This is a genomic window from Streptomyces violaceorubidus (assembly GCF_000717995.1).
Taxonomy (GTDB): domain Bacteria; phylum Actinomycetota; class Actinomycetes; order Streptomycetales; family Streptomycetaceae; genus Streptomyces; species Streptomyces violaceorubidus.
Window position 1 is genome coordinate 282174 of the sequence record NZ_JODM01000006.1, and the last position, 19445, is coordinate 301618.

General features: G+C 71.4%; 12 protein-coding genes and 1 pseudogene. 6 read left to right on the plus strand and 7 right to left on the minus strand.

The window, feature by feature from the left end; translation table 11 throughout:
* Nucleotides 1-94 precede the first annotated feature (94 nt).
* Both IE94_RS40590 and IE94_RS0112050 read right to left on the minus strand, forming a co-directional pair.
* Nucleotides 95-1537 carry a serine/threonine-protein kinase gene (locus IE94_RS40590; RefSeq protein ID WP_078606458.1) on the minus strand — a complete coding sequence of 481 codons (1443 nt, stop codon included), beginning with the start codon at nucleotides 1535-1537 and terminating at the stop codon, nucleotides 95-97.
* Nucleotides 1538-1811: 274 nt separating this feature from the next.
* On the minus strand, nucleotides 1812-2861 hold the full coding sequence (locus tag IE94_RS0112050; protein WP_167343951.1) for a LacI family DNA-binding transcriptional regulator: 1050 nt from the start codon (nucleotides 2859-2861) through the stop codon (nucleotides 1812-1814).
* 138 nt (nucleotides 2862-2999) lie between these two features.
* Here IE94_RS0112050 and IE94_RS0112055 point away from each other — a divergent pair, with 138 nt between their 5' ends.
* The 4 genes from IE94_RS0112055 to IE94_RS0112070 are packed head-to-tail and all read left to right on the plus strand — an operon-like array spanning nucleotide 3000 to nucleotide 8482.
* Nucleotides 3000-4304, plus strand: coding sequence for an ABC transporter substrate-binding protein (locus IE94_RS0112055; RefSeq protein WP_030182308.1), 1305 nt, complete (start codon nucleotides 3000-3002; stop codon nucleotides 4302-4304).
* Between the two features lie 10 nt (nucleotides 4305-4314).
* Nucleotides 4315-5271 carry a carbohydrate ABC transporter permease gene (locus IE94_RS0112060; protein WP_030182309.1) on the plus strand — a complete coding sequence of 319 codons (957 nt, stop codon included), beginning with the start codon at nucleotides 4315-4317 and terminating at the stop codon, nucleotides 5269-5271.
* Nucleotides 5268-6086, plus strand: coding sequence for a carbohydrate ABC transporter permease (locus IE94_RS0112065; RefSeq protein WP_030182312.1), 819 nt, complete (start codon nucleotides 5268-5270; stop codon nucleotides 6084-6086). The genes IE94_RS0112060 and IE94_RS0112065 overlap by 4 nt, the downstream gene beginning before the upstream one ends.
* Nucleotides 6083-8482, plus strand: coding sequence for a beta-xylosidase/alpha-l-arabinosidase (locus IE94_RS0112070; protein ID WP_030182315.1), 2400 nt, complete (start codon nucleotides 6083-6085; stop codon nucleotides 8480-8482). Before IE94_RS0112065 ends, IE94_RS0112070 begins: the two co-directional genes overlap by 4 nt.
* 66 nt (nucleotides 8483-8548) lie before the next feature.
* Here IE94_RS0112070 and IE94_RS0112075 read toward each other — a convergent pair whose 3' ends face one another.
* Together IE94_RS0112075 and IE94_RS0112080 are read right to left on the minus strand one after the other, a co-directional pair.
* Nucleotides 8549-9121: a dihydrofolate reductase family protein gene (locus IE94_RS0112075; protein WP_030182317.1), complete on the minus strand. Its 573-nt coding sequence runs from the start codon at nucleotides 9119-9121 to the stop codon at nucleotides 8549-8551.
* 10 nt (nucleotides 9122-9131) lie between these two features.
* Nucleotides 9132-10139: pseudogene (locus IE94_RS0112080) on the minus strand (PucR family transcriptional regulator); the annotation flags it as partial.
* A gap of 1 nt (nucleotide 10140) precedes the next feature.
* Between IE94_RS0112080 and argG the strand changes: the two are divergent.
* Nucleotides 10141-11586, plus strand: a complete 1446-nt coding sequence (gene argG / locus IE94_RS0112085; protein ID WP_030182320.1) for an argininosuccinate synthase — start codon at nucleotides 10141-10143, stop codon at nucleotides 11584-11586.
* Between the two features lie 400 nt (nucleotides 11587-11986).
* Nucleotides 11987-15382 carry a CARDB domain-containing protein gene (locus IE94_RS0112090; RefSeq protein WP_030182323.1) on the plus strand — a complete coding sequence of 1132 codons (3396 nt, stop codon included), beginning with the start codon at nucleotides 11987-11989 and terminating at the stop codon, nucleotides 15380-15382.
* Between the two features lie 18 nt (nucleotides 15383-15400).
* On the opposite strand, the gene IE94_RS35415 is transcribed toward IE94_RS0112090, so the two are convergent.
* The 3 genes from IE94_RS35415 to IE94_RS0112100 all read right to left on the minus strand — a co-directional run bounded on the left by IE94_RS35415 (nucleotide 15401) and on the right by IE94_RS0112100 (nucleotide 19242).
* Nucleotides 15401-17182 (minus strand): phosphoinositide-specific phospholipase C-related protein, encoded by a 1782-nt coding sequence (locus IE94_RS35415; protein WP_483414644.1) that lies wholly within the window; start codon nucleotides 17180-17182, stop codon nucleotides 15401-15403.
* On the minus strand, nucleotides 17098-17682 hold the full coding sequence (locus tag IE94_RS42015) for a hypothetical protein (RefSeq protein WP_483414645.1): 585 nt from the start codon (nucleotides 17680-17682) through the stop codon (nucleotides 17098-17100). Before IE94_RS42015 ends, IE94_RS35415 begins: the two co-directional genes overlap by 85 nt.
* A 105-nt stretch (nucleotides 17683-17787) precedes the next feature.
* Nucleotides 17788-19242 carry a glyceraldehyde-3-phosphate dehydrogenase gene (locus IE94_RS0112100; RefSeq protein WP_030182326.1) on the minus strand — a complete coding sequence of 485 codons (1455 nt, stop codon included), beginning with the start codon at nucleotides 19240-19242 and terminating at the stop codon, nucleotides 17788-17790.
* Between the last annotated feature and the right edge of the window lie 203 nt (nucleotides 19243-19445).

Genomic DNA, 19445 nt, shown 5'->3' on the forward strand with positions numbered 1-19445 from the left:
CGATCACCATCATCCGGCCACTGTCCACCGCTACGGCGCGGGCTTGTGCGGGCCGGTCCTGCTGGTCTTCGCATGTCAGCCGCGAACTGGTTCCTCAGTGGTCGGCGAACCCGGTGTGGGTCATGGTGGCCGCCACGCCCGCCACCTTCACGTCCACGACGACCTTGCCCCTGGTCCACCGGGTCGCCGTGCCGTCCGGCGCGCCCAGCGTCTCCAGGACCGACAGGGGAAGGCGCTCCCGGTCCCCGGGATCGGGATAGAAGGCGATCAGGCACAACCGGCCGCGCTTGTTGAAGGCGTACTGGGTGTCCATCGTGACCCCGCAGAACGTCTCGGGGCCCTGTCCCGTGACCCACCACTCGCCGTTCTCCTGCGCCGCCCCCGGGAACCTCGCCCGGAAGTCGGCGACGTCCTCCCCCCAGGCGAGGCCGTTCCAGCCCTGCGCGAGGGAGCGCGGGTCCGGGGCGGCCGGGCCCGCGTGTTCCGGGGTGCCGCGGCCGTTCCTGCGGCCGGTGGGGATCAGCCGGGCAAGTCCGCGCCGCCGGTGCGGAGAAGGGGGCGGGGCGTCGGGTGCGGCGCCGGCCTCGTAGGGCTTCGTGTCGGCGGCGGACGGCTTCGCGACCGTCGTGCCGTCTGCCGCCGCGTCTTCCTCCCCGTCGGCGCCGACGCCGTGTGCGGCCTCGAAGTCGCTGATCATGCGGGTGATCGCGGGCGGGACCCAATGGTCCGTCCCTGCGTCGTCGGAGAGGGAGTCGAGGATGCCGGCCGCGGTGGGGCGGCTGTCCGGGTCCTTGGCCAGGCAGGCGGCGACCAGGCCGCGCAGTTCGTGATCGACCAGGGCGAGGTCCGGCTCCTCCTGGACGATCCGGTAGAGCATCGCCGCGGGATGCCCGTCACCGAACGGGGCGCGCCCGGTGGCGGCGAAGGTCAGCACCGAACCGAGGGCGAACACGTCGCTGGCCGGACCGATCCCGCGGTCCCCACGCGCCTGTTCGGGCGACATGTAGGCGGGGGTGCCCGCGACGACGCCGCTGACCGTGTGCGACGAGGCCTCCAGCGCCCGTGCGATGCCGAAGTCGATGACCCGCGGTCCGTCGGCCGCCACGATGACGTTGCCCGGTTTGAGGTCGCGGTGCACGAGGCCGCACCGGTGGATGGCGTCGAGCCCCTCGGCCAGACCGGCCGCCAGGACCCGCAGCGCCCGGGTCGGCAGCCCGCCGTGCTCGCTCACCACCGCGTGCAGCGAGGGGCCGGGCACGAAGGCACTGACCAGCCAGGGGCGTTCCGCGTCCGGGTCGGCGTCGACGACCTGTGCGGTGAAGAAGCCGCCGACCCGCCGGGCCGCCTCGACCTCCCGGGCGAAGCTCCGCCGGAATGCGGCGTCGGCCCCGTACTCCGGGCGGATCACCTTGACGGCCACGGGTCTTCCGCCCGCCGACCGTCCGAGGAACACCTGTCCCATGCCGCCGGAGCCGAGCCGGCTCACGAGCCGGTATGCGCCTATGCGGTCCGGATCCCCAGCCTTCAGTGCTTCCATCGGCCCCCCTGTCGCCCGACTCCGCAGATCTTCCCAGACACCGACCTGATACGCAGGAGGTTGGCGCCTTGGTTCCCGGACTCGCGCGTCGGCCGGCCAGGTCCGCGGCGCGTCCTCGCCGGGCGCGCACCCGGCCCGGGAGAACTGGTGGGCCGCCGGCCGCGTCGTCGGTCCCGCCACCGGCTACGACGAGCGCATGACAGGGGTGCCCGACGCGCCCGAGGCGTCCGACGTGCCTGCCGATCCCGGCCGGTAGGCGCCGCGCCCGTCCTCGTCAGCCAGGTGCGCCGCCGGGCGTCCGCGCCGCTCCGCCCGGTGGCGCCGTGCTCTGCCGTACGACGAGATGGGTCGCCAGCTCGATGCGCCGCCCGGCCCGGCCGGGGTCGTCCGGGCGGAACAGCATGCGGGTGGCCTCCTCGGCCATGTGCCGCAGCGGCTGGTGGACGGTGGTCAGCGGCGGGCTCGACCACTGGGCCAGCGGCACGTCGTCGTAACCGACGACCGAGAGGTCCTGAGGGACCCTCAGTCCGCTGACCCGGGCCGCCTCCAGCACACCGAGCGCCTGGAGATCGCTGCCCGCGAAGACCGCCGTGGGCCGCCCGGGGCCGGCGAGCAGGTCCATGCCGTGCTCGAAGCCGCTCTGCACGCTGTAGTCGCCGTACCGGATCAGGGCCGGGTCGCTCGGCAGGCCCGCCATGGTCATCGCCGAGCGGTAGCCGTCGAGCCGGGCCAGGGAGCACAGCATGTCCTCGAACCCGGTGATGATCGCGACGCGTTCGTGTCCGTGATCGGTGAGGTGGCGGGTGGCCGCCAGCCCGCCGGCCCAGTTGGCGGAGCCGACGGAGGGGACGTCGGGGTCGGGGTCGCCGGCCGGGTCGACGATGACGAAGGGGATGTTCCAGGCCCGCAGCCGGTGCTTGACCTCCGCGGGGAGCGTGGAGAAGACCAGCACGACGCCCAGCGGTCTGCGCCGGAGCACGCCTTCGATCCAGTCCGGCGCGGGCGCGTGCCGGGTACCGCTCCGGGTGAGCACGACCTCGGTCCAGTTGGCCTTGGCCACGTCCTCGACACCCCGGACCAGCTCCATCGCCCAGACGCTGTCCAGCTCGTGGAAGACGAGTTCGACCAGCGGCGAGCGCGGTGGGCCCGCGGTACGGCGGCGGTAGCCGTGCAGTTCGAGGAGCCGCTCCACCCTGGCCCGGGTGGAGGGGGAGACATCCGAACGACCGTTGAGGACCTTCGAAACTGTCGGAGGCGAGACCCCTGCCTCTTTCGCCACCTCAGCCAGGGTCACCCTGGCGCTCACCTCAACTTCATCGTGCATGCCGGAAGGATAGGCCATGCGGTCCATAACGTTTTGAGTCGGCAGCTGCACGGCCATTGACCAGAAATCCGGTCTCACTTTACTGTCCGACCAGCATGGACTTTCGGTGATGGCGCCGAAACTTTCGAAAGGCGAACGATGAAGACACGTGCGCGCTTGCCCAGACTGGTCGCCACCGGTGCGACGCTCGCCCTGGCGCTGAGCCTGTCGGCCTGCGGTGACGGGGACGGCGGGGCGTCGTCGGGTGACGGCAAGATCCATGTCCTGGTCTACGGGGACGCCAGCAACAAGGTCGAACAGCAGATCGTCGACACCTTCAACATGACGTCCGACGTCAAGGCGGTGCTCGACACCATCCCCGGTGCCGACTACCAGACGAAGCTCCAGACGATCATCAACACCCCCCAGGCCCCGGACGTCTTCTTCAACTGGGGCGGGGGCAGCATCAAGCCGTTCGTCAAGGCGGACCTGCTGCTGCCGCTCGACGACTTCATCAAGAAGAACCCGGACCTGGAGAAGAAGTTCCTGCCGTCCGTCTTCCAGAGTGCCGCCGTCGACGGCAAGCCGTACGGCGTCCCGATGCGCGGCACCCAGCCGGTCCTGCTGTTCCACAACAAGAAGGTCCTCCAGGACGCGGGCGTCCAGCCGCCGAAGACCTGGGACGAGCTGCTCGCCGCGGTGGGCAGGCTCAAGGACGCGGGCGTCACCCCGATCGCGCTCGGCGGCGGCGACGTCTGGCCCACCCAGATGTGGTTCCAGTACCTCTACGACCGCATAGCCGGTCCGGAACTGTTCGCCAAGGCCGTCGGCGGCGACAAGAGCGCCTGGGAGAGCGCCGACAGCAAGAAGGCCCTGGACACGATCAAGGAGCTCGTCGACGCCGGCGCCTTCGGCAAGAACTACGACTCCGTCAAGTACACCAACGGCGGCTCGGTCCAGCTCGTGGCCTCCGGCAAGGCCGGCTTCGAGCTGATGGGCTCCTGGTACTACTCCCAGCAGCTCACGGACCACAAGGAGTTCGCCGAGAAGGACCTCGGCTACACGGCCTTCCCGACCGTCGAGGGCGGCAAGGGCGACCCGGCCGACGTGGCCGGCAACACCAACAACTACTACTCGGTGATGAAGAAGACCAAGCACCCCGAGGCGGTCGCCGAGTTCCTGAAGCTCATGTACTCCGACGAGTTCGTCAAGGCGCAGCTGGACATCGGCAATCTGCCGACCACCACCAACACCGACAAGTTCATCGACAGCTCCGGCACCCCCGAGTACTCGCGCTTCCAGTACGACCTCGTCTCCAAGGCCCCGTCCTTCCAGCTGTCCTGGGACCAGGCGTACCCGCAGAAGGCCAGCTCGGACCTGCACAAGGCCATCCAGCAGTTCTTCAACGGACAGCTCGACACGGACGGCTTCATCAAGGCCATGCAGGCCCTCCCGACCGAGTGACGAACGGCTCATGACCACACACCTCACGAGCGCTCGGCCCGCCGCCGGACCCCGCAAGGAGTCCCGGCGGCGGCCGCCCGCCTCGTCCGCGACGACGGTGGGCCGCCCCGGCTTCGGCTGGGCGGTGCCCGCCGCAGTGTTCTTCTTCCTCTTCGCGATCGTCCCGCTGATCATGGTGGCGGTGCTGTCCTTCATGACCTGGGACGGCATCAGTTCGCCCGAGTTCGTCGGCACGGACAACTGGTCGCGCCTCATGGACGACCCGGTGATGCTCAAGAGCATCTGGCTGACCCTGCTGCTGACCGCGCTCGGCGTGGTCCTGCAAACACCGCTGAGCATCCTGCTCGGCGTCTGGGCCGCCGGTCACCAGCGCAACCGCGCCGTCCTGTCGGTCATCTACTTCATCCCCCTGCTGCTGTCCGCGACGGCCGTGTCCGTGCTGTGGCGGGCGCTGCTCGACCCGAACTTCGGCATCCCGGCCGAGGCGAGCTGGCTCTTCGGCGACGGCAACCTCTTCGGTGAACAGACCACCGCCATCGGGGTGCTGGCCTTCGTCAGCACGTGGCAGTTCACCCCGTTCCACACGCTGATCTACCAGGGCGCCGCCCGCGCGGTCCCGCAGGTGCTGTACCAGGCGGCGGAGATCGACGGGGCGGGCCGCTACCGGCAGTTCTTCCACATCACCCTGCCGCAGCTGCGCACCTCCATGATCACCTCGATGATCATGATGATCGTCGGCGGTCTGACCACGTTCGAGACCGTCCTCATCCTGACCCAGGGCGGCCCCGGCACCGACACCACCATCAGCGCCTACTACATGTACGACAAGGCCTTCAAGAGCTTCGACTACGGCATCGGCTCCGCGATCGCCCTGGCCCTGGTCGTCGCGGCCACGATCATCTCGCTGGTCGTCGTCCGGGTCTCCGGCTACGACAAGATGCGCAGCTCCATGGAGGGTGTGTCATGAGGCGCCGACCCAACTACGTGGCCGGCGTCGGCTCGCTCGTCTGGCTCTTCCTCGTCGGACTGCCGCTGTTCGTGCTGCTCGCCGCGACCCTGCGCACCCGCCAGGACTACGCCGAGAACGGCCCGGTCTCGCTCCCGGACAGCTTCACGCTGGACAACTTCACCGGCGCCTTCGACTCGGGCTTCGGCCAGTACTTCCTCAACACGCTCGTCGTCACCGCCTGCGTGATCGGCATCGTGCTGCTGCTGGTCCCGCCGCTCGCCTACGCGATCGTCCGCAGCCGCGGCCGGGCCACCTCGGCGATCTTCCGGCTGTTCCTGCTCGGCCTCGCCATCCCGGCCCAGGCCGTGATCGTGCCGATGTTCTACCTGATCAGCGAGGCCGGGCTGTACGACAACCTGCTCGGCGTCATCCTGCCCACGGCCGCGTTCTGCCTCCCGATGTCCGCGCTCATCCTCAGCGGCGCCATGCGCGACATCTCCCCGGAGCTCTACGAGGCCATGGCGATGGACGGCGCGAGCCCGCGGCGCATGTTCTTCCAGCTCGTCGTGCCGCTGTCGCGCGGGGGACTGTCCACGATCGTGGTGTTCTCCGCGCTCCAGGCGTGGAACGGCTTCCTGTTCCCGCTCGTGCTGACCCAGTCCGAGTCCACCAAGGTGGTCACCCTCGGTCTGTACAACTTCCAGACCGCGCACGGCATCGACATCCCCGGTCTGCTGGGAGCCGTGGTGCTGTCCATGGTGCCCATCCTGCTCGTCTACCTGTTCGCCCGTCGCGCCCTGGTCCAGGGGCTGATGGGTGTCGGAGGAAAGTGACTGCCGACGTGGCCGTAGAGACCACCCCCGAAATCCCCCTCTGGAACGACCCGACCCGCCCCGTCGCCGCCAGAGTCGACGCGCTCGTCGCCGCCATGACCCTCGAGGAGAAGATCGCCCAGCTGTACGGAGTGTGGGTCGGCGCCTCCGACCAGGGCGGCGAAGTCGCCCCGCACCAGCACGACATGGAGGAGCTCGTCGACCTCGACGCGCTCGTCCCCGCCGGCCTCGGCCAGCTCACCCGCCCCTTCGGCACCGTGCCCGTCGACCCCGCGATCGGCGCGCTCTCGCTCATGCGCACCCAGGCCCGCATCACCTCGGCGAGCCGCTTCGGCCTCCCCGCCGTGGCGCACGAGGAGTGCCTGGCCGGCTTCGCCGCCTGGGGCGCCACGGCCTACCCCGTCCCGCTGTCCTGGGGCGCCACCTTCGACCCGGACGCGGTGCGCCGGATGGCCGCCGCCATCGGCCGCGACATGCGTTCCCTCGGCATCCACCAGGGCCTCGCCCCCGTCCTCGACGTGGTCCGCGACGCCCGCTGGGGCCGGGTGGAGGAGACCATCGGGGAGGACCCCTACCTCGTCGGGACCATCGGCAGCGCGTACGTGCAGGGCCTGGAGTCCGCCGGGATCGTCGCCACCCTCAAGCACTTCGTCGGCTACTCCGCCTCCCGCGCCGGCCGCAACCTCGCCCCCTCGTCCGTGGGCGTCCGCGAGCGGGCCGACGTCCTGCTGCCGCCGTTCGAGATGGCCGTCCGCGAGGGCGGCACCCGCTCCGTCATGCACGCCTACACCGACCTCGACGGGGTGCCCGCCGCAGCCGACGAGACGCTGCTGACCGGGCTGCTGCGGGACACCTGGGGCTTCGAAGGGACCGTCGTCGCCGACTACTTCGGCATCGCCTTCCTCAAGACCCTGCACGGCGTCGCCGCCGACTGGGCCGACGCCGCGGGCGCCGCGCTGAAGGCGGGCGTCGACGTCGAGCTGCCCACCGTCAAGACGTTCGGCGCACCCCTCGTCGAGGCGGTCACCGAGGGCCGGATCCCCGAGGCCCTCATCGACCGGGCGCTGCGCCGCGTCCTCGCCCAGAAGGCGGAACTCGGCCTGCTCGACCCGGACTGGAGCCCGGTCCCGCCCGCGCTCGACGGGGTGGACCTCGCGGACCCCGAGGCGCTGCGCGGGAGCATCGACCTGGACCGGCCCGAGAACCGGGAACTGGCCCGCGAGATCGCCGAGAAGGCGGTCGTCCTGCTCACCAACGACGGCACCCTGCCGCTCACCCGGCCCCGCCGCATCGCCCTGGTCGGCCCCAACGCCACCGAGGCGACCGCGGTGCTCGGCTGCTACTCCTTCCCGCGTCACGTGGGGGTGCGGCACCCGGAGGTCCCGGTCGGCATCGACCTGCCCACCCTGCACGACACCCTGACCGCCGAGTTCCCCGACGCGGAGATCACCGTCGCCCGCGGCACCGGCGTCGACGACGGCGAGCTGTCCGGCATCGGTGAGGCGCAGGACGCGGCCCGCGGGGCGGACGTCGTCGTCGCCGTCCTGGGCGACCGCGCGGGCCTGTTCGGCCGCGGCACCAGCGGCGAGGGCTGCGACGCCGAGTCCCTCGCGCTGCCCGGCGCGCAGCAGCAGCTCCTCGACGCGCTGCTCGACTCCGGCACACCGGTGGTCACGGTCCTGCTCGCCGGACGGCCCTACGCGCTGGGCCGCGCCGTCGCCGAGTCCGCCGCGATCGTGCAGTCGTTCTTCCCCGGCGAGGAGGGCACCGCGGCGATCGCCGGTGTGCTCAGCGGGCGCACCAGCCCCTCGGGAAGGCTGCCCGTCAGCGTGCCCGGCGGAGCGGGTGCCCAGCCGACCACCTATCTGGGGGCGCGGCTCGCCCAGGCCAGCGAGGTGTCCAACATCGACCCGTCACCGGCCTTCGGTTTCGGGCACGGGCTCACGTACACCACGTTCGCCTGGAGCGAGCTCGAAACGCACACCGAGCAGGCGCCCACCGACGGAGCGTTCGCGCTGGAGCTCACCGTCCGCAACACCGGCGCACGCCACGGCACCGAGGTGGTGCAGCTGTACCTGCACGACCCGGTCGCCTCCGTCGTCCAGCCGGTGCAGCGCCTGATCGGCTACACGCGGGTGCCGCTGGCCCCCGGCGAGGCCCGCAGGGTGCGCGTCGAGGTCCCGGCCGACCTCGCCTCCTTCACCGGCCGCGACGGCCGCCGGATCGTCGAACCGGGCGAGCTGGAGCTGCGGTTCGCCGCGTCCAGCACCGAACCGCGGCTGACGGCGACGGTCGCGCTCACCGGACCGCAACGGCTGGTCGACCACACCAGGCGGCTGCACGCGGTGTTCACGCAGAAGACGCAGAAGACGCAGGAGGCCGTCGAGGGCGTCTGAGTCGCCGGCACAGGGTGAGCGGTGGTCCCGGGTCCACGGCCCCGGCACCACCGCTCGCCGCGTGGCTCAGCGCACGACGTCGAAGACGTTCTTCTGGATGCCGTTGGCGTACACCTCGTGCTCGACGAGCCTCAGCTTCTGGGCGTCCTTGTCCGTGTCGCCGAAGAGCCGCTTGCCCGCACCGAGGAGCAGCGGGAACACCAGCAGGTGGTAGCGGTCGATCAGGCCGGCGTCCGACAGGCTCCGGTTCAGGGCCGCGCTGCCGTGGACGATGATCGGACCGCCCTCGGTCTCCTTCAGCGCGGCGACCTCGTCGAGCGAGCGCAGGATCGTCGTCTCGCCCCAGTTCGTCACCAGGTCGTCCTCGGCGAGGGTGGTGGAGACGACGTACTTCGGCATCGTCCGGTACTCCGGGAACTCCGCCATGTCCGGCCACACCGGGCTGAACGCCTCGTAGCTGACCCGGCCGAGGAGCAGCGCCGCGGCCTCGCCCTGCTCCCGGCCCTTGATCTCGTACGCCTCGGGCAGGAAGTCCACCAGCTTGAAGGTCCACCCGGAGTTCCGGTAACCGGGCTCGCCGCCCGGGGCCTCCACGACCCCGTCGAGCGAGATGAAGGCGGTGCTGATCAGAGTACGCATGCGAGGTTCCTCAACGTTCGGTGTCCGGTCGGTCTCCACCGCTACGACCCGGGGCAGGGGAAGAACTCATCGGTCCCCCTCCTGGGCGAGCGGTCGGGCGGGCCCGCAGCGCGTCGACGGCGTGCAGGGCCACGTGCAGTTCGGTGCGCTGCTCGCCGGACTCGAGGTCCCGGCCGAGCAGCCGCTCGATGGTGCGCAGCCGCTGGTAGACCGTCTCACGGGAGAGGCCGGCCGAGCGGGCGGCCACCGTCTTGTTCCCCGCGGCGTCCAGGTAGCCGCGCAGGGTCGCCACGAGGTCGGTGCCGTGCCGGGCGTCGTGGTCGAGCAGCGGGCCCAGCCGCCGTTCCGCGTAGTCCCGGACGCGGAGGTCGTCGCGCAGCGCGTACAGCAGGCGACGCAGCCCGATGTCGGACCGCTCGCGGTAGGAGCGGCCGGACGGGAGGGCCCGGCCGGGTTCGGTGGCCTCGGCCACCCGGGCCGCCTCGCCGAACGAGCGCGCCACGTCGGCGAGTTCCCCGGCCGGTGCGCCCACGCTCACCGTCGCGCCGGGAACCGCGTCCAGGGCACAGCGGCTCACCCGCTCGACGGCCTCGCGCCACGGACGCGAGGGGCGCAGCGCCAGCAGCACGCCGAGGCGGGCGGGGGACAGCAGCCCGACGAGGGCCCTCACCCCCGTCCCGGTCAGCTCCTCGGAGAGCCGGGCCTCGGCCGCCCCGCTGTCCTGCCCGGACGGCAGGTCCGCGAGGACGGCGACGAACCGCGCGTGCTCCGCGGGCAGGCCCAGGGCCGCCACGCGGGCCCGCGCGTCCGCGGCGGAGCGGTGCCGCCGCTCGACCAGGTCGCGCAGGGCGTTGCGGTGGGCGGTGCGCTCCCAGGGCGTGGGGTGGGTGAGCCGGGCGATGGTGAGCGCCGTCGCGGTCCGCAGTACGTGGCGCTGCCGACCGGGTGAGGAAGAGGATCCCGGATCCCGAGGAGGGCGGGGCTTTGCATGGTCATGCGTAATCATGCATACTCTTCCTATGTCCAAGGTCCTCACCTCCCTCCCCACCGGCGAGCGCGTCGGTATCGCCTTCTCGGGCGGCCTCGACACCTCGGTCGCGGTCGCGTGGATGCGTGACAAGGGCGCCGTGCCCTGCACGTACACCGCCGACATCGGCCAGTACGACGAGCCCGACATCGCCTCGGTGCCCGACCGCGCGAAGACGTACGGCGCCGAGGTCGCGCGCCTGGTCGACTGCCGCGCGGCGCTGGTCGAGGAGGGGCTGGCCGCGCTCACCTGCGGGGCGTTCCACATCCGCTCGGGCGGACGCGCCTACTTCAACACCACGCCGCTGGGCCGTGCCGTCACGGGCACCCTCCTCGTCCGGGCGATGCTCGAGGACAACGTCCAGATCTGGGGCGACGGCTCCACGTTCAAGGGCAACGACATCGAGCGGTTCTACCGGTACGGCCTGCTCGCCAACCCGCAGCTCAGGATCTACAAGCCGTGGCTGGACGCGGACTTCGTGACCGAGCTCGGCGGCCGCAAGGAGATGTCGGAGTGGCTGGTCGCCCACGACCTGCCCTACCGGGACTCCACGGAGAAGGCCTACTCCACCGACGCCAACATCTGGGGCGCCACCCACGAGGCCAAGACGCTGGAGCACCTGGACACCGGCGTGGAGACCGTGGAGCCCATCATGGGCGTGCGGTTCTGGGACCCGGCGGTCGAGATCGCGCCCGAGGACGTGACCATCGGCTTCGACCAGGGCCGCCCGGTGACGATCAACGGCAAGGAGTTCGCCTCCGCCGTCGACCTCGTCATGGAGGCCAACGCCGTCGGCGGCCGGCACGGCATGGGCATGTCCGACCAGATCGAGAACCGGATCATCGAGGCCAAGAGCCGCGGCATCTACGAGGCGCCCGGCATGGCCCTGCTGCACGCGGCCTACGAGCGCCTGGTCAACGCCATCCACAACGAGGACACCCTCGCCCAGTACCACACCGAGGGGCGTCGCCTGGGCCGGCTGATGTACGAGGGCCGGTGGCTGGACCCGCAGTCGCTGATGATCCGCGAGTCCCTGCAGCGCTGGGTCGGCTCGGCGGTCACCGGCGAGGTGACCCTCCGGCTGCGGCGCGGCGAGGACTACTCGATCCTCGACACCACGGGCCCGGCGTTCAGCTACCACCCGGACAAGCTCTCCATGGAGCGCACCGAGGACTCCGCGTTCGGCCCGGTGGACCGGATCGGCCAGCTGACCATGCGCAACCTGGACATCGCCGACTCCCGCGCCAAGCTGGAGCAGTACGCCGGCCTCGGTCTCATCGGCACCGCCAACCCGGCCATCGGTGCCGCCCAGGCCGCCGCGACCGGGCTGATCGGCGCCATGCCGGAGGGCGGCGCGCAGGCCATCGCCTCCCGCGGCGAGGTCTCCGCCGACGACGAGCTGCTGGACCGCGCCGCGATGGAGTCCGGCACGGACTGATCCGCCGTCCCCGCGACCGGGGACCCCGTACCGGCGAAGGCCGGCTCGACGCCCTCGGGCGTCGAGCCGGCCTTCGTGTTTGTCACGGCTGTTGCTTCAACCTGTGCACGACTTGCGCGCCTTGCGGACTTCGAACCGTCCGGACGGCGGCCATCGACCCCTTGTCGCCAGTTCATGAGGTCCGCAAGCGCTTCGCAAGCAACGCAAGTCGTTTGCGTGCCAACTCCCGCCTCAACCGCGACCGTTGACAAACCAGTGACGCGCTAGAAACCTGATGACGCACTTTCCGCAAAGAATCGACTGTCCTGCTCAATTGGCGCGCAGAGTCGGTGCTTGTGCCTCCTTCCCCAACTGCCGGACCGTCGCGCCCTCCCCGACTCCCCACGGAACAGAGGACCCCATGAGACGGAGATCTCTCGGCCGACGGACGCTCACGGGCGCCGCCGTCGCCGGGCTGATGACGGCCGGACTGCTGCCCCTGCCCCTCGCCGCCACCGCGCGGGCGGCTTCGGCGCCGGTGACGGCCGCCGCCGACGTCAATCTGGCCCTCGGACGCCCCGCGAAGGCAGGCGGCTCGCACGGCGCCTACCCGGCCGGCAACGCCACCGACGGACAGCAGGCCACCTACTGGGAGGGACCGGCCGGCTCCTTCCCGCAGTGGCTGCAGGTCGACCTCGGCACCGCCCGCGAGGTGGACCGGGTGGTGCTCAAACTGCCCGCCGGCTGGGAGAGCCGGACCCAGACGCTCTCCCTGCGGGGCAGCACCGACGGCGCCGCGTTCCACAGCCTGGACGCCTCGGACGGACGGGCGTTCGGCCCGGCGCAGGCGGGCACCGTCGCCATCGACCTCGACTCACCCTCCGAAGCCCGCTACGTCCGCGTCGACATCACCGCGAACACCGGCTGGAACGCCGCGCAACTGGCCGAGGTCGAGGTGTACGCCGACGACGTCGACACCGGCCCGCCGCCCACCGGCACCAACCTCGCCCGCAACAAACCGGCCGAGGCCACCTCCACGACCCAGAACTACGTCGCCGCCAACGCCACCGACGACTCCACCTCCACCTACTGGGAGGCCGCCGGCAACCCGGCCGACCTCACCGTCAAGCTCGGCGCCGACGCCGATGTCAGCGGTGTCGTGGTCAAACTCAACCCGGACCCGGTGTGGTCCGCCCGTACCCAGAGCATCCAGGTGCTCGGCCGGGCCCGGGGCGAGAGCGGCTTCACCTCGCTGCGCGAGCGTGCCGACTACGCCTTCAGCCCGGGACAGGACAACGCGGTGAGCATCCCGGTCGGCGGCCGGGTCTCCGACGTACGGCTCCGCTTCTTCTCCAACACCGGCGCCCCCGGCGGCCAGGTCGCCGAGTTCCAGGTCCTCGGCAGCGCCGCACCCGCGCCCGACCTCACGGTCACCGGCCTCGACTGGTCGCCCGCCGCGCCGAACGAGCGCGACGAGGTCACCGTCAACGCCACGGTCCGCAACGCCGGCACCGCCGCCTCGGCCGCGACCACCACCGAGGTCACCGTCGAGGGCCGGGCGGCCGGCAGCGCCGCGGTCCCCGCGCTCGACCCCGGCGAGTCCGCCGAGGTCGCCGTCGCCACCGGCACCCACGCGGCCGGGAGTTACGCGGTCGCCGCCGTGGCCGACCCGCGCGACACCGTCGCCGAACTGGACGACACCAACAACAGCCGCTCGGCCACCGACCGCCTCGTCGTCGACCGGGCGCCCGGACCCGACCTGGAGGTGCGCTCCCTCACCACCAACCCGGCCAACCCGGCGGTGGGCGCCGAGGTCTCCTTCACCGTCGCCGTGCACAACCGAGGCACCGGCGCCGCCGAGGCGGGCTCGGTGACCCGGGTCCAGGCGGGCTCCACCACCCTGGACGGCACCACCGGGCAGGTCGCGGCCGGCGCCACGGTGAACGTGCCGATCAGCGGCACCTGGAAGGCGACGAGCGGCGGGGTCACCCTCACCGCCACCGCCGACGCCACCGCCCGGATCGCCGAGACCAACGAGAACAACAACGTGCTCGCCAAGCCCCTCGTCGTCGGACGCGGCGCCGCCGTGCCGTACACCGAGTACGAGGCGGAGGACGGCCGGTACGACGGCACCCTGCTGACCACCGACGCCAAGCGGACCTTCGGGCACACCGACTTCGGCACCGAGTCCTCGGGCCGCGAGTCCGTCCGGCTCGACTCGACCGGCGAGTACGTCGAGTTCACCTCCACCACACCCACCAACTCCATCGTGGTGCGCAACTCCATCCCCGACGCCCCGGGCGGCGGCGGAGCCGAGGCCACCATCAGCCTCTACGCCGACGGACAGTTCGTGCGCAAGCTCAACCTGTCGTCCAAGCACAGCTGGCTCTACGGCAGCACCGACGACCCCGAGGGCCTCACCAACCGGCCCGGCGGCGACGCCCGCCGCCTCTTCGACGAGTCCCACGCGCTGCTCGACCGGACCTTCCCGCAAGGCACCGAGTTCCGCCTCCAGCGCGACGCGGGCGACTCGGCCGCCTTCTACGTCATCGACCTGATCGACCTGGAGCAGGTCGCCCCCGCCAAGACCAAGCCCGCCGAGTGCACCTCCATCACCGAGTACGGGGCCGTCCCCGGCGACGGGCTCGACGACACCGACGCCATCCAGCGCGCCGTCACCGACGACCAGAACGGGAGGATCGACTGCGTGTGGATCCCCGCCGGGCAGTGGCGCCAGGAACAGAAGATCCTCACCGACGACCCGCTCGACCGCGGCCAGTACAACCAGGTCGGCATCCACGACGTCACCGTCCGCGGCGCCGGCATGTGGCACTCCCAGCTCTACACGCTGACCCCGCCGCACGAGGCCGGCGGCATCAACCACCCGCACGAGGGCAACTTCGGCTTCGACATCGACGGCAACACGCGGATCTCGGATCTCGCCGTCTTCGGCTCGGGCACCATCCGCGGCGGCGACGGCAACGCCGAGGGCGGCGTCGGGCTCAACGGCCGCTTCGGCAAGGACACCAAGATCAGCAACGTGTGGATCGAGCACGCCAACGTCGGTGTCTGGGTCGGCCGCGACTACTCGAACATCCCCGAGCTGTGGGGCCCCGGCGACGGCCTGCAGTTCACGGGCATGCGCATCCGCGACACCTACGCCGACGGCATCAACTTCTCCAACGGCACCCGCAACTCCACGGTCTGCGACTCCTCCTTCCGCACCACCGGCGACGACTCGCTCGCGGTCTGGGCCAACAAGTACGTGAAGGACCCGTCCGTGGACATCGGCCACGACAACCACTTCCGCAACAACACGATCCAGCTCCCGTGGCGGGCCAACGGCATCGCGGTGTACGGCGGTTACGGCAACACCGTCGAGAACAACGTCGTCTCCGACACCATGAACTACCCCGGCATCATGCTCGCCACCGACCACGACCCGCTGCCCTTCTCCGGGCAGACCCTTCTCGCGGGCAACGCCCTGCACCGCACGGGCGGCGCCTTCTGGGGCGAGGCACAGGAGTTCGGCGCCATCACCCTCTTCGCGCAGGGCCAGGACATCCCCGGCGTGACCATCCGGGACACCGAGATCCTCGACTCGACCTACGACGGCATCCAGTTCAAGACGGGCGGCGGCGCGACGCCGGACGTGAGGATCGAGGACGTCCGCATCGACAGGTCGAACAACGGCTCCGGCATCCTCGCGATGGGCGGCGCCCGCGGCAGCGCCACCCTGACCGACGTCACGATCACCAACTCGGCCGAGGGCGACGTCCGGATCGAACCCGGCTCCCAGTTCAGGATCAACCAGTAGGCGGACCAGGGGAGCCGGTCAGCGGGAGCGGGCCCGGCGGCGCGGAGCACCACCGCGTCGCCGGGCTTCCGCCGCGCCCGGGAGCCGCCCGGGCGTGCGCTCGACGGGGACGCGGGTGTCGTCCTCCAGGCGTTCGGCGTTGAGTTCGTTCACCGCGCCGATCGCGTCGCCGATCGTCGCGTAGTCCACCGCGATGAAGTTGACCGGTCTGCCGCGCTGCCGTTCACAGGTGTGCGCCCGCTCCAGTACCCGCTGCCGGGAGTTGACGACCCCGGCGTCGAGCCGCAGCCCGCCGCCGGCCGTGACGAAGTGGTTCAGCAGGAACAGCCGCTTGTCCGAGCCGCCCCGGTGCGGCAGGCAGGACATCTCGTCCGGGCTGCGGAAGGCGAAGGGCGTCTCCATGCCGTACCGGTAGAGGTTCCGGTACCAGGGCGCGGGACCGTCCGCCTGCTCCGCGAAGACGACCAGTCGCCGACCGCTGTCGATCATGTCCCCGAGCTTCGGCCACGGGCGGTCCGGGTCCGGGTCAGGCTCGTGGAGCAGGTCCGACAGCCCGGCCCGGGCGAAGGCATCCTGGGTGGCCTGCGCGTCCACGCCGTCCTGGAGGATCAGGGTGACGACCTCCGTGGGGTTGTCGCGCAGCCACTCACCGATCTGCCGCAGCGTCGGCTCCAGTTCGAGGGCCCCGGCGCCGCACACCGAGTGACACAGCCACAGGCCCGGGTGGGGCGGGTTCACCCGCTTCAGGATCGTGGTCAGCCGGCGGCGTTCGGCGGGGGAGAAGTCCGAGGTGCTCAACCGCTCCGCGACCTCCTCGGGCCGCTCCCAGCGGTGGGTGTCGAGCAGCAGGACCCGCGAACCCGCGCCCAGCTGGCCGAGGATGTCCGGGTCCTGAAGGGGGCCGATGAAGCGGTCGGCCGTAGTCGCCATCGCGTTGTGCGACGCGAGCTGGGCGATCTCGTCGTAGCGGGCGTCGCACAACTCGGCGCTGCCCTGGCAGATGCGCGGCGAGGAACCGGTGATCGCCACCGGCGCCAGCATGGTCCCGACGAGGGCCACGGCGGTGACGGTGAAGGTCAGGGCCGGAACGTGCCGCGGATCGGTGAGGACCGGCACGCCGGGCCTGGTCTGCCGGACCCAGCCGACGGTGATCAGCAGGGCGCCCGCGGCGAGCAGGATCACCGCGACGACGACGGCGGTGGTCAGCAACCGGTCCAGCGCGGCGGCCTGGACGTCGGCGAGCAGCCCCGAGGCCGTCGGCGGCCACGAGGCCGGGGTGCCGAACAGCGTGTCGCCCAGCACGAGCCGCAGCACGAGCACGGTGAGCGCCAGGAGCGAGCCGGCCGCGGCCGGCACCCAGCCCAGCGGGATCAGCCGGCGTTTGGCGGGCGACGGCGTCAGGAACCACAGCAGGGTGAGCGCCGCGGCGCACAGCACGGCCGCCGCCGGTTCCACCACGTCCTGGAAGAGCCGGGTGACGCCCCGGGCGCGGTCCAGCGGGGCCACCGCCTCGGTTCCGGGCTCGACGTCGACGGTGACGACCCAGGTGCCCCGCCGCGCCTCCCGCAACAGCTCCTCGGCGGCGTCGCGGACCTGGTCCGTCAGGGCGACCGGGGCGATCGCGGCCAGCGCCGAGCCCACGTCCCCCCGGTCCAGCGCCGTCCGCACGGTGGATCTGACGCCGTCGTGCGTCGCGCCGTCCGGGACCAGGCGCATCAGCGCGTCCGTGGCGGCGACCGCCTGGCCGTGGGAGAGGGGCAGCGTCGGCAGCTCCTCCAGCGGCGCCTCACCGGCCACCACCCGCGCCACCAGTCCGACACGCGTTGCACGAAGGCCTGGAAGTCGGGTTCGGACCGGTTCTGGAGGGCGGCGACCGCGTCGCCGAAGTACGCCTGGCTGAGCCGCTCCAGGTTGGCGACGACGGGCTCCAGGTCCACCGTGATCCGCAGCCGGTCGCCCTCGCCCTCCAGGTAGTGGACGATCTCCGCGATCTGCCCGTCGCCCATGGTCCGCAGCGTCTCCGGCGGGATCACCACCTTGAGGTTCGCGGTGATGGTCGACTGCGGCACGGGCAGCCGGTCCAGCAGGTCGCTGGTGAACGGCGTACTGCCCGGGTCCACCAGCACCTCGTCGTAGAAGCGCTGGTAGGCGCGCTCGTCCTCCAGCACCTGGCCGTAGAAGCCGGGGTCGAGCACCGTACTGCGCACGACGGCCGCCGCGGCCAGGACGGTCAGGCCGAGCACCGCCACGCACCGGACCAGCACCTCGACCCAGGGCGGGTGCCGGACCAGTGCGTTCATGGAACCATTCTCGTATCAGCCGGCCGCCGTGCCCGAGGCGCCCGGACGGGGAGTCCCCCCCCCACGCATGCCCCGGACGGGGCCGGCCGATACGTGTCCGCCGGATCAGAGCGCCGGAGCCGGGTACGTCGGGTACTCCACCCCGGAGACGTGCTGCACGACGCGGACGACCTGGCAGGAGTAGCCGAACTCGTTGTCGTACCAGAGGTAGAGGATCGCGTTGTCGCCCTCGACCTTCAGCGCGCCCGCGTCCACGATCGAGGCGTGGCGGGAGCCGATGAAGTCGCTGGAGACGGCGTCGGGCGCGCTGATGAAGTCGATCTGGCGCTTGAGCGGCGAGGTCAGCGACACCTCGCGCAGGTGGTCCAGGACCTCTTCGCGGCTCGCCTCGCGGGCCAGCTGGAGGTTGAGGATCGCGATCGACACGTCCGGCACGGGCACCCGGATCGAGCTGCCGGTGATCCGCGCCTTCAGGTCGGGCAGCGCCTTGGCGACGGCGGAGGCGGCACCGGTCTCCGTGATGACCATGTTCAGCGGCGCGCTGCGGCCGCGGCGCTCGGACTTGTGGTAATTGTCCAGCAGGTTCTGGTCGTTGGTGAAGGAGTGCACCGTCTCCACGTGACCGCGCAGCACGCCGTACTCGTCCTCCATCGCCTTCAGCGGCGGGACGATCGCGTTGGTGGTGCAGGAGGCGCAGGACAGGATGCGCTCGTCCGGCTTGACGGTGTCGTGGTTGACGCCGTGCACGATGTTCGGGACGTCACCCTTGCCCGGCGCGGTCAGCACGACCTTGTCGATGCCCGGCCGCAGGTGCTTCGACAGGCCCTCGCGGTCGCGCCACTTGCCGGTGTTGTCGATGAGGATGGCGTCCTTGATGCCGTACGCCGTGTAGTCGACCTGGGCCGGGTCGTCCGCGTAGATCACCTTGACGGCGTTGCCGTTGGCGAGGATCGTGCTGCTGTCCTCGTCGACGGTGATCGTGCCCTGGAACTGGCCGTGCACGGAGTCGCGGCGCAGCAGCGAGGCGCGCTTGACGATGTCCTCGGCGGCTCGTTCCCCGCCGCCCCGGACCACGATGGCGCGCAGCCTGAGCCCGTTGCCCGAGCCGGCCTTCTCGATGAGCAGCCGGGCGACCAGCCGACCGATGCGGCCGAAGCCGTACAGGACGACGTCGCGCCCCTCGCGCCGGTCGATCTTGTTGGCGCCGGTGGCCCCGGCGACGGCCTCGGCCGTGAACTCCTCGACGGTCAGACCCCGGTCGTCGCTCCGGTAGGTCGCGGCGAGCATGCCGATGTCGATCTGCGAGGGTCCGAGGTCGAGCGTGGTGAGCGCCCGCAGGAAGGGCATCGTCTCGGCGACCGAGAGCTCCGCCCCGGCGATCTGGCGGGCGAAGCGGTGGGTCTTGAGGATGCTGACCACCGACTTGTTCACCAGGGAACGGCTGTGCAGCAGGATCGTGACGTCCTGCTCCCGGTGCAGCTTCCCGATCATCGGGATCATCGATTCCGCGGTCTCTTCGCGGTGCTTCCAGTTGGTGAACGAGTCGTCGTTGACAGTCACGTCTCTATCTTTCGAGCTAGGCGGCGCTCATATGCTAACCCCACCGGCTCGCTGATCGATCAAGTGGGCCCCCAGCCGATCAGATGAGTACGCGACCGGGTGCGGCTCGCACATGATTGCGCCGTGGAGGTACCGGGTACGCGAGGCTGGACCGTGTCCGCGCCGCTTGTCCGCGTGGGCCGAAACACCGCCGCTACCAGGGA

Excerpts from the sequence above, each read along its gene's own strand:
- IE94_RS0112055 (WP_030182308.1), top strand. The coding sequence starts at position 3,000 with ATGAAGACACGTGCGCGCTTGCCCAGACTGGTCGCCACCGGTGCGACG.
- IE94_RS0112090 (WP_030182323.1), top strand. The coding sequence starts at position 11,987 with ATGAGACGGAGATCTCTCGGCCGACGGACGCTCACGGGCGCCGCCGTC.
- IE94_RS0112050 (WP_167343951.1), bottom strand. The coding sequence starts at position 2,861 with ATGCACGATGAAGTTGAGGTGAGCGCCAGGGTGACCCTGGCTGAGGTG.
- IE94_RS0112075 (WP_030182317.1), bottom strand. The coding sequence starts at position 9,121 with ATGCGTACTCTGATCAGCACCGCCTTCATCTCGCTCGACGGGGTCGTG.
- IE94_RS0112060 (WP_030182309.1), top strand. The coding sequence starts at position 4,315 with ATGACCACACACCTCACGAGCGCTCGGCCCGCCGCCGGACCCCGCAAG.
- IE94_RS40590 (WP_078606458.1), bottom strand. The coding sequence starts at position 1,537 with ATGGAAGCACTGAAGGCTGGGGATCCGGACCGCATAGGCGCATACCGG.
- IE94_RS0112065 (WP_030182312.1), top strand. The coding sequence starts at position 5,268 with ATGAGGCGCCGACCCAACTACGTGGCCGGCGTCGGCTCGCTCGTCTGG.
- IE94_RS42015 (WP_483414645.1), bottom strand. The coding sequence starts at position 17,682 with ATGAACGCACTGGTCCGGCACCCGCCCTGGGTCGAGGTGCTGGTCCGG.
- argG (WP_030182320.1), top strand. The coding sequence starts at position 10,141 with ATGTCCAAGGTCCTCACCTCCCTCCCCACCGGCGAGCGCGTCGGTATC.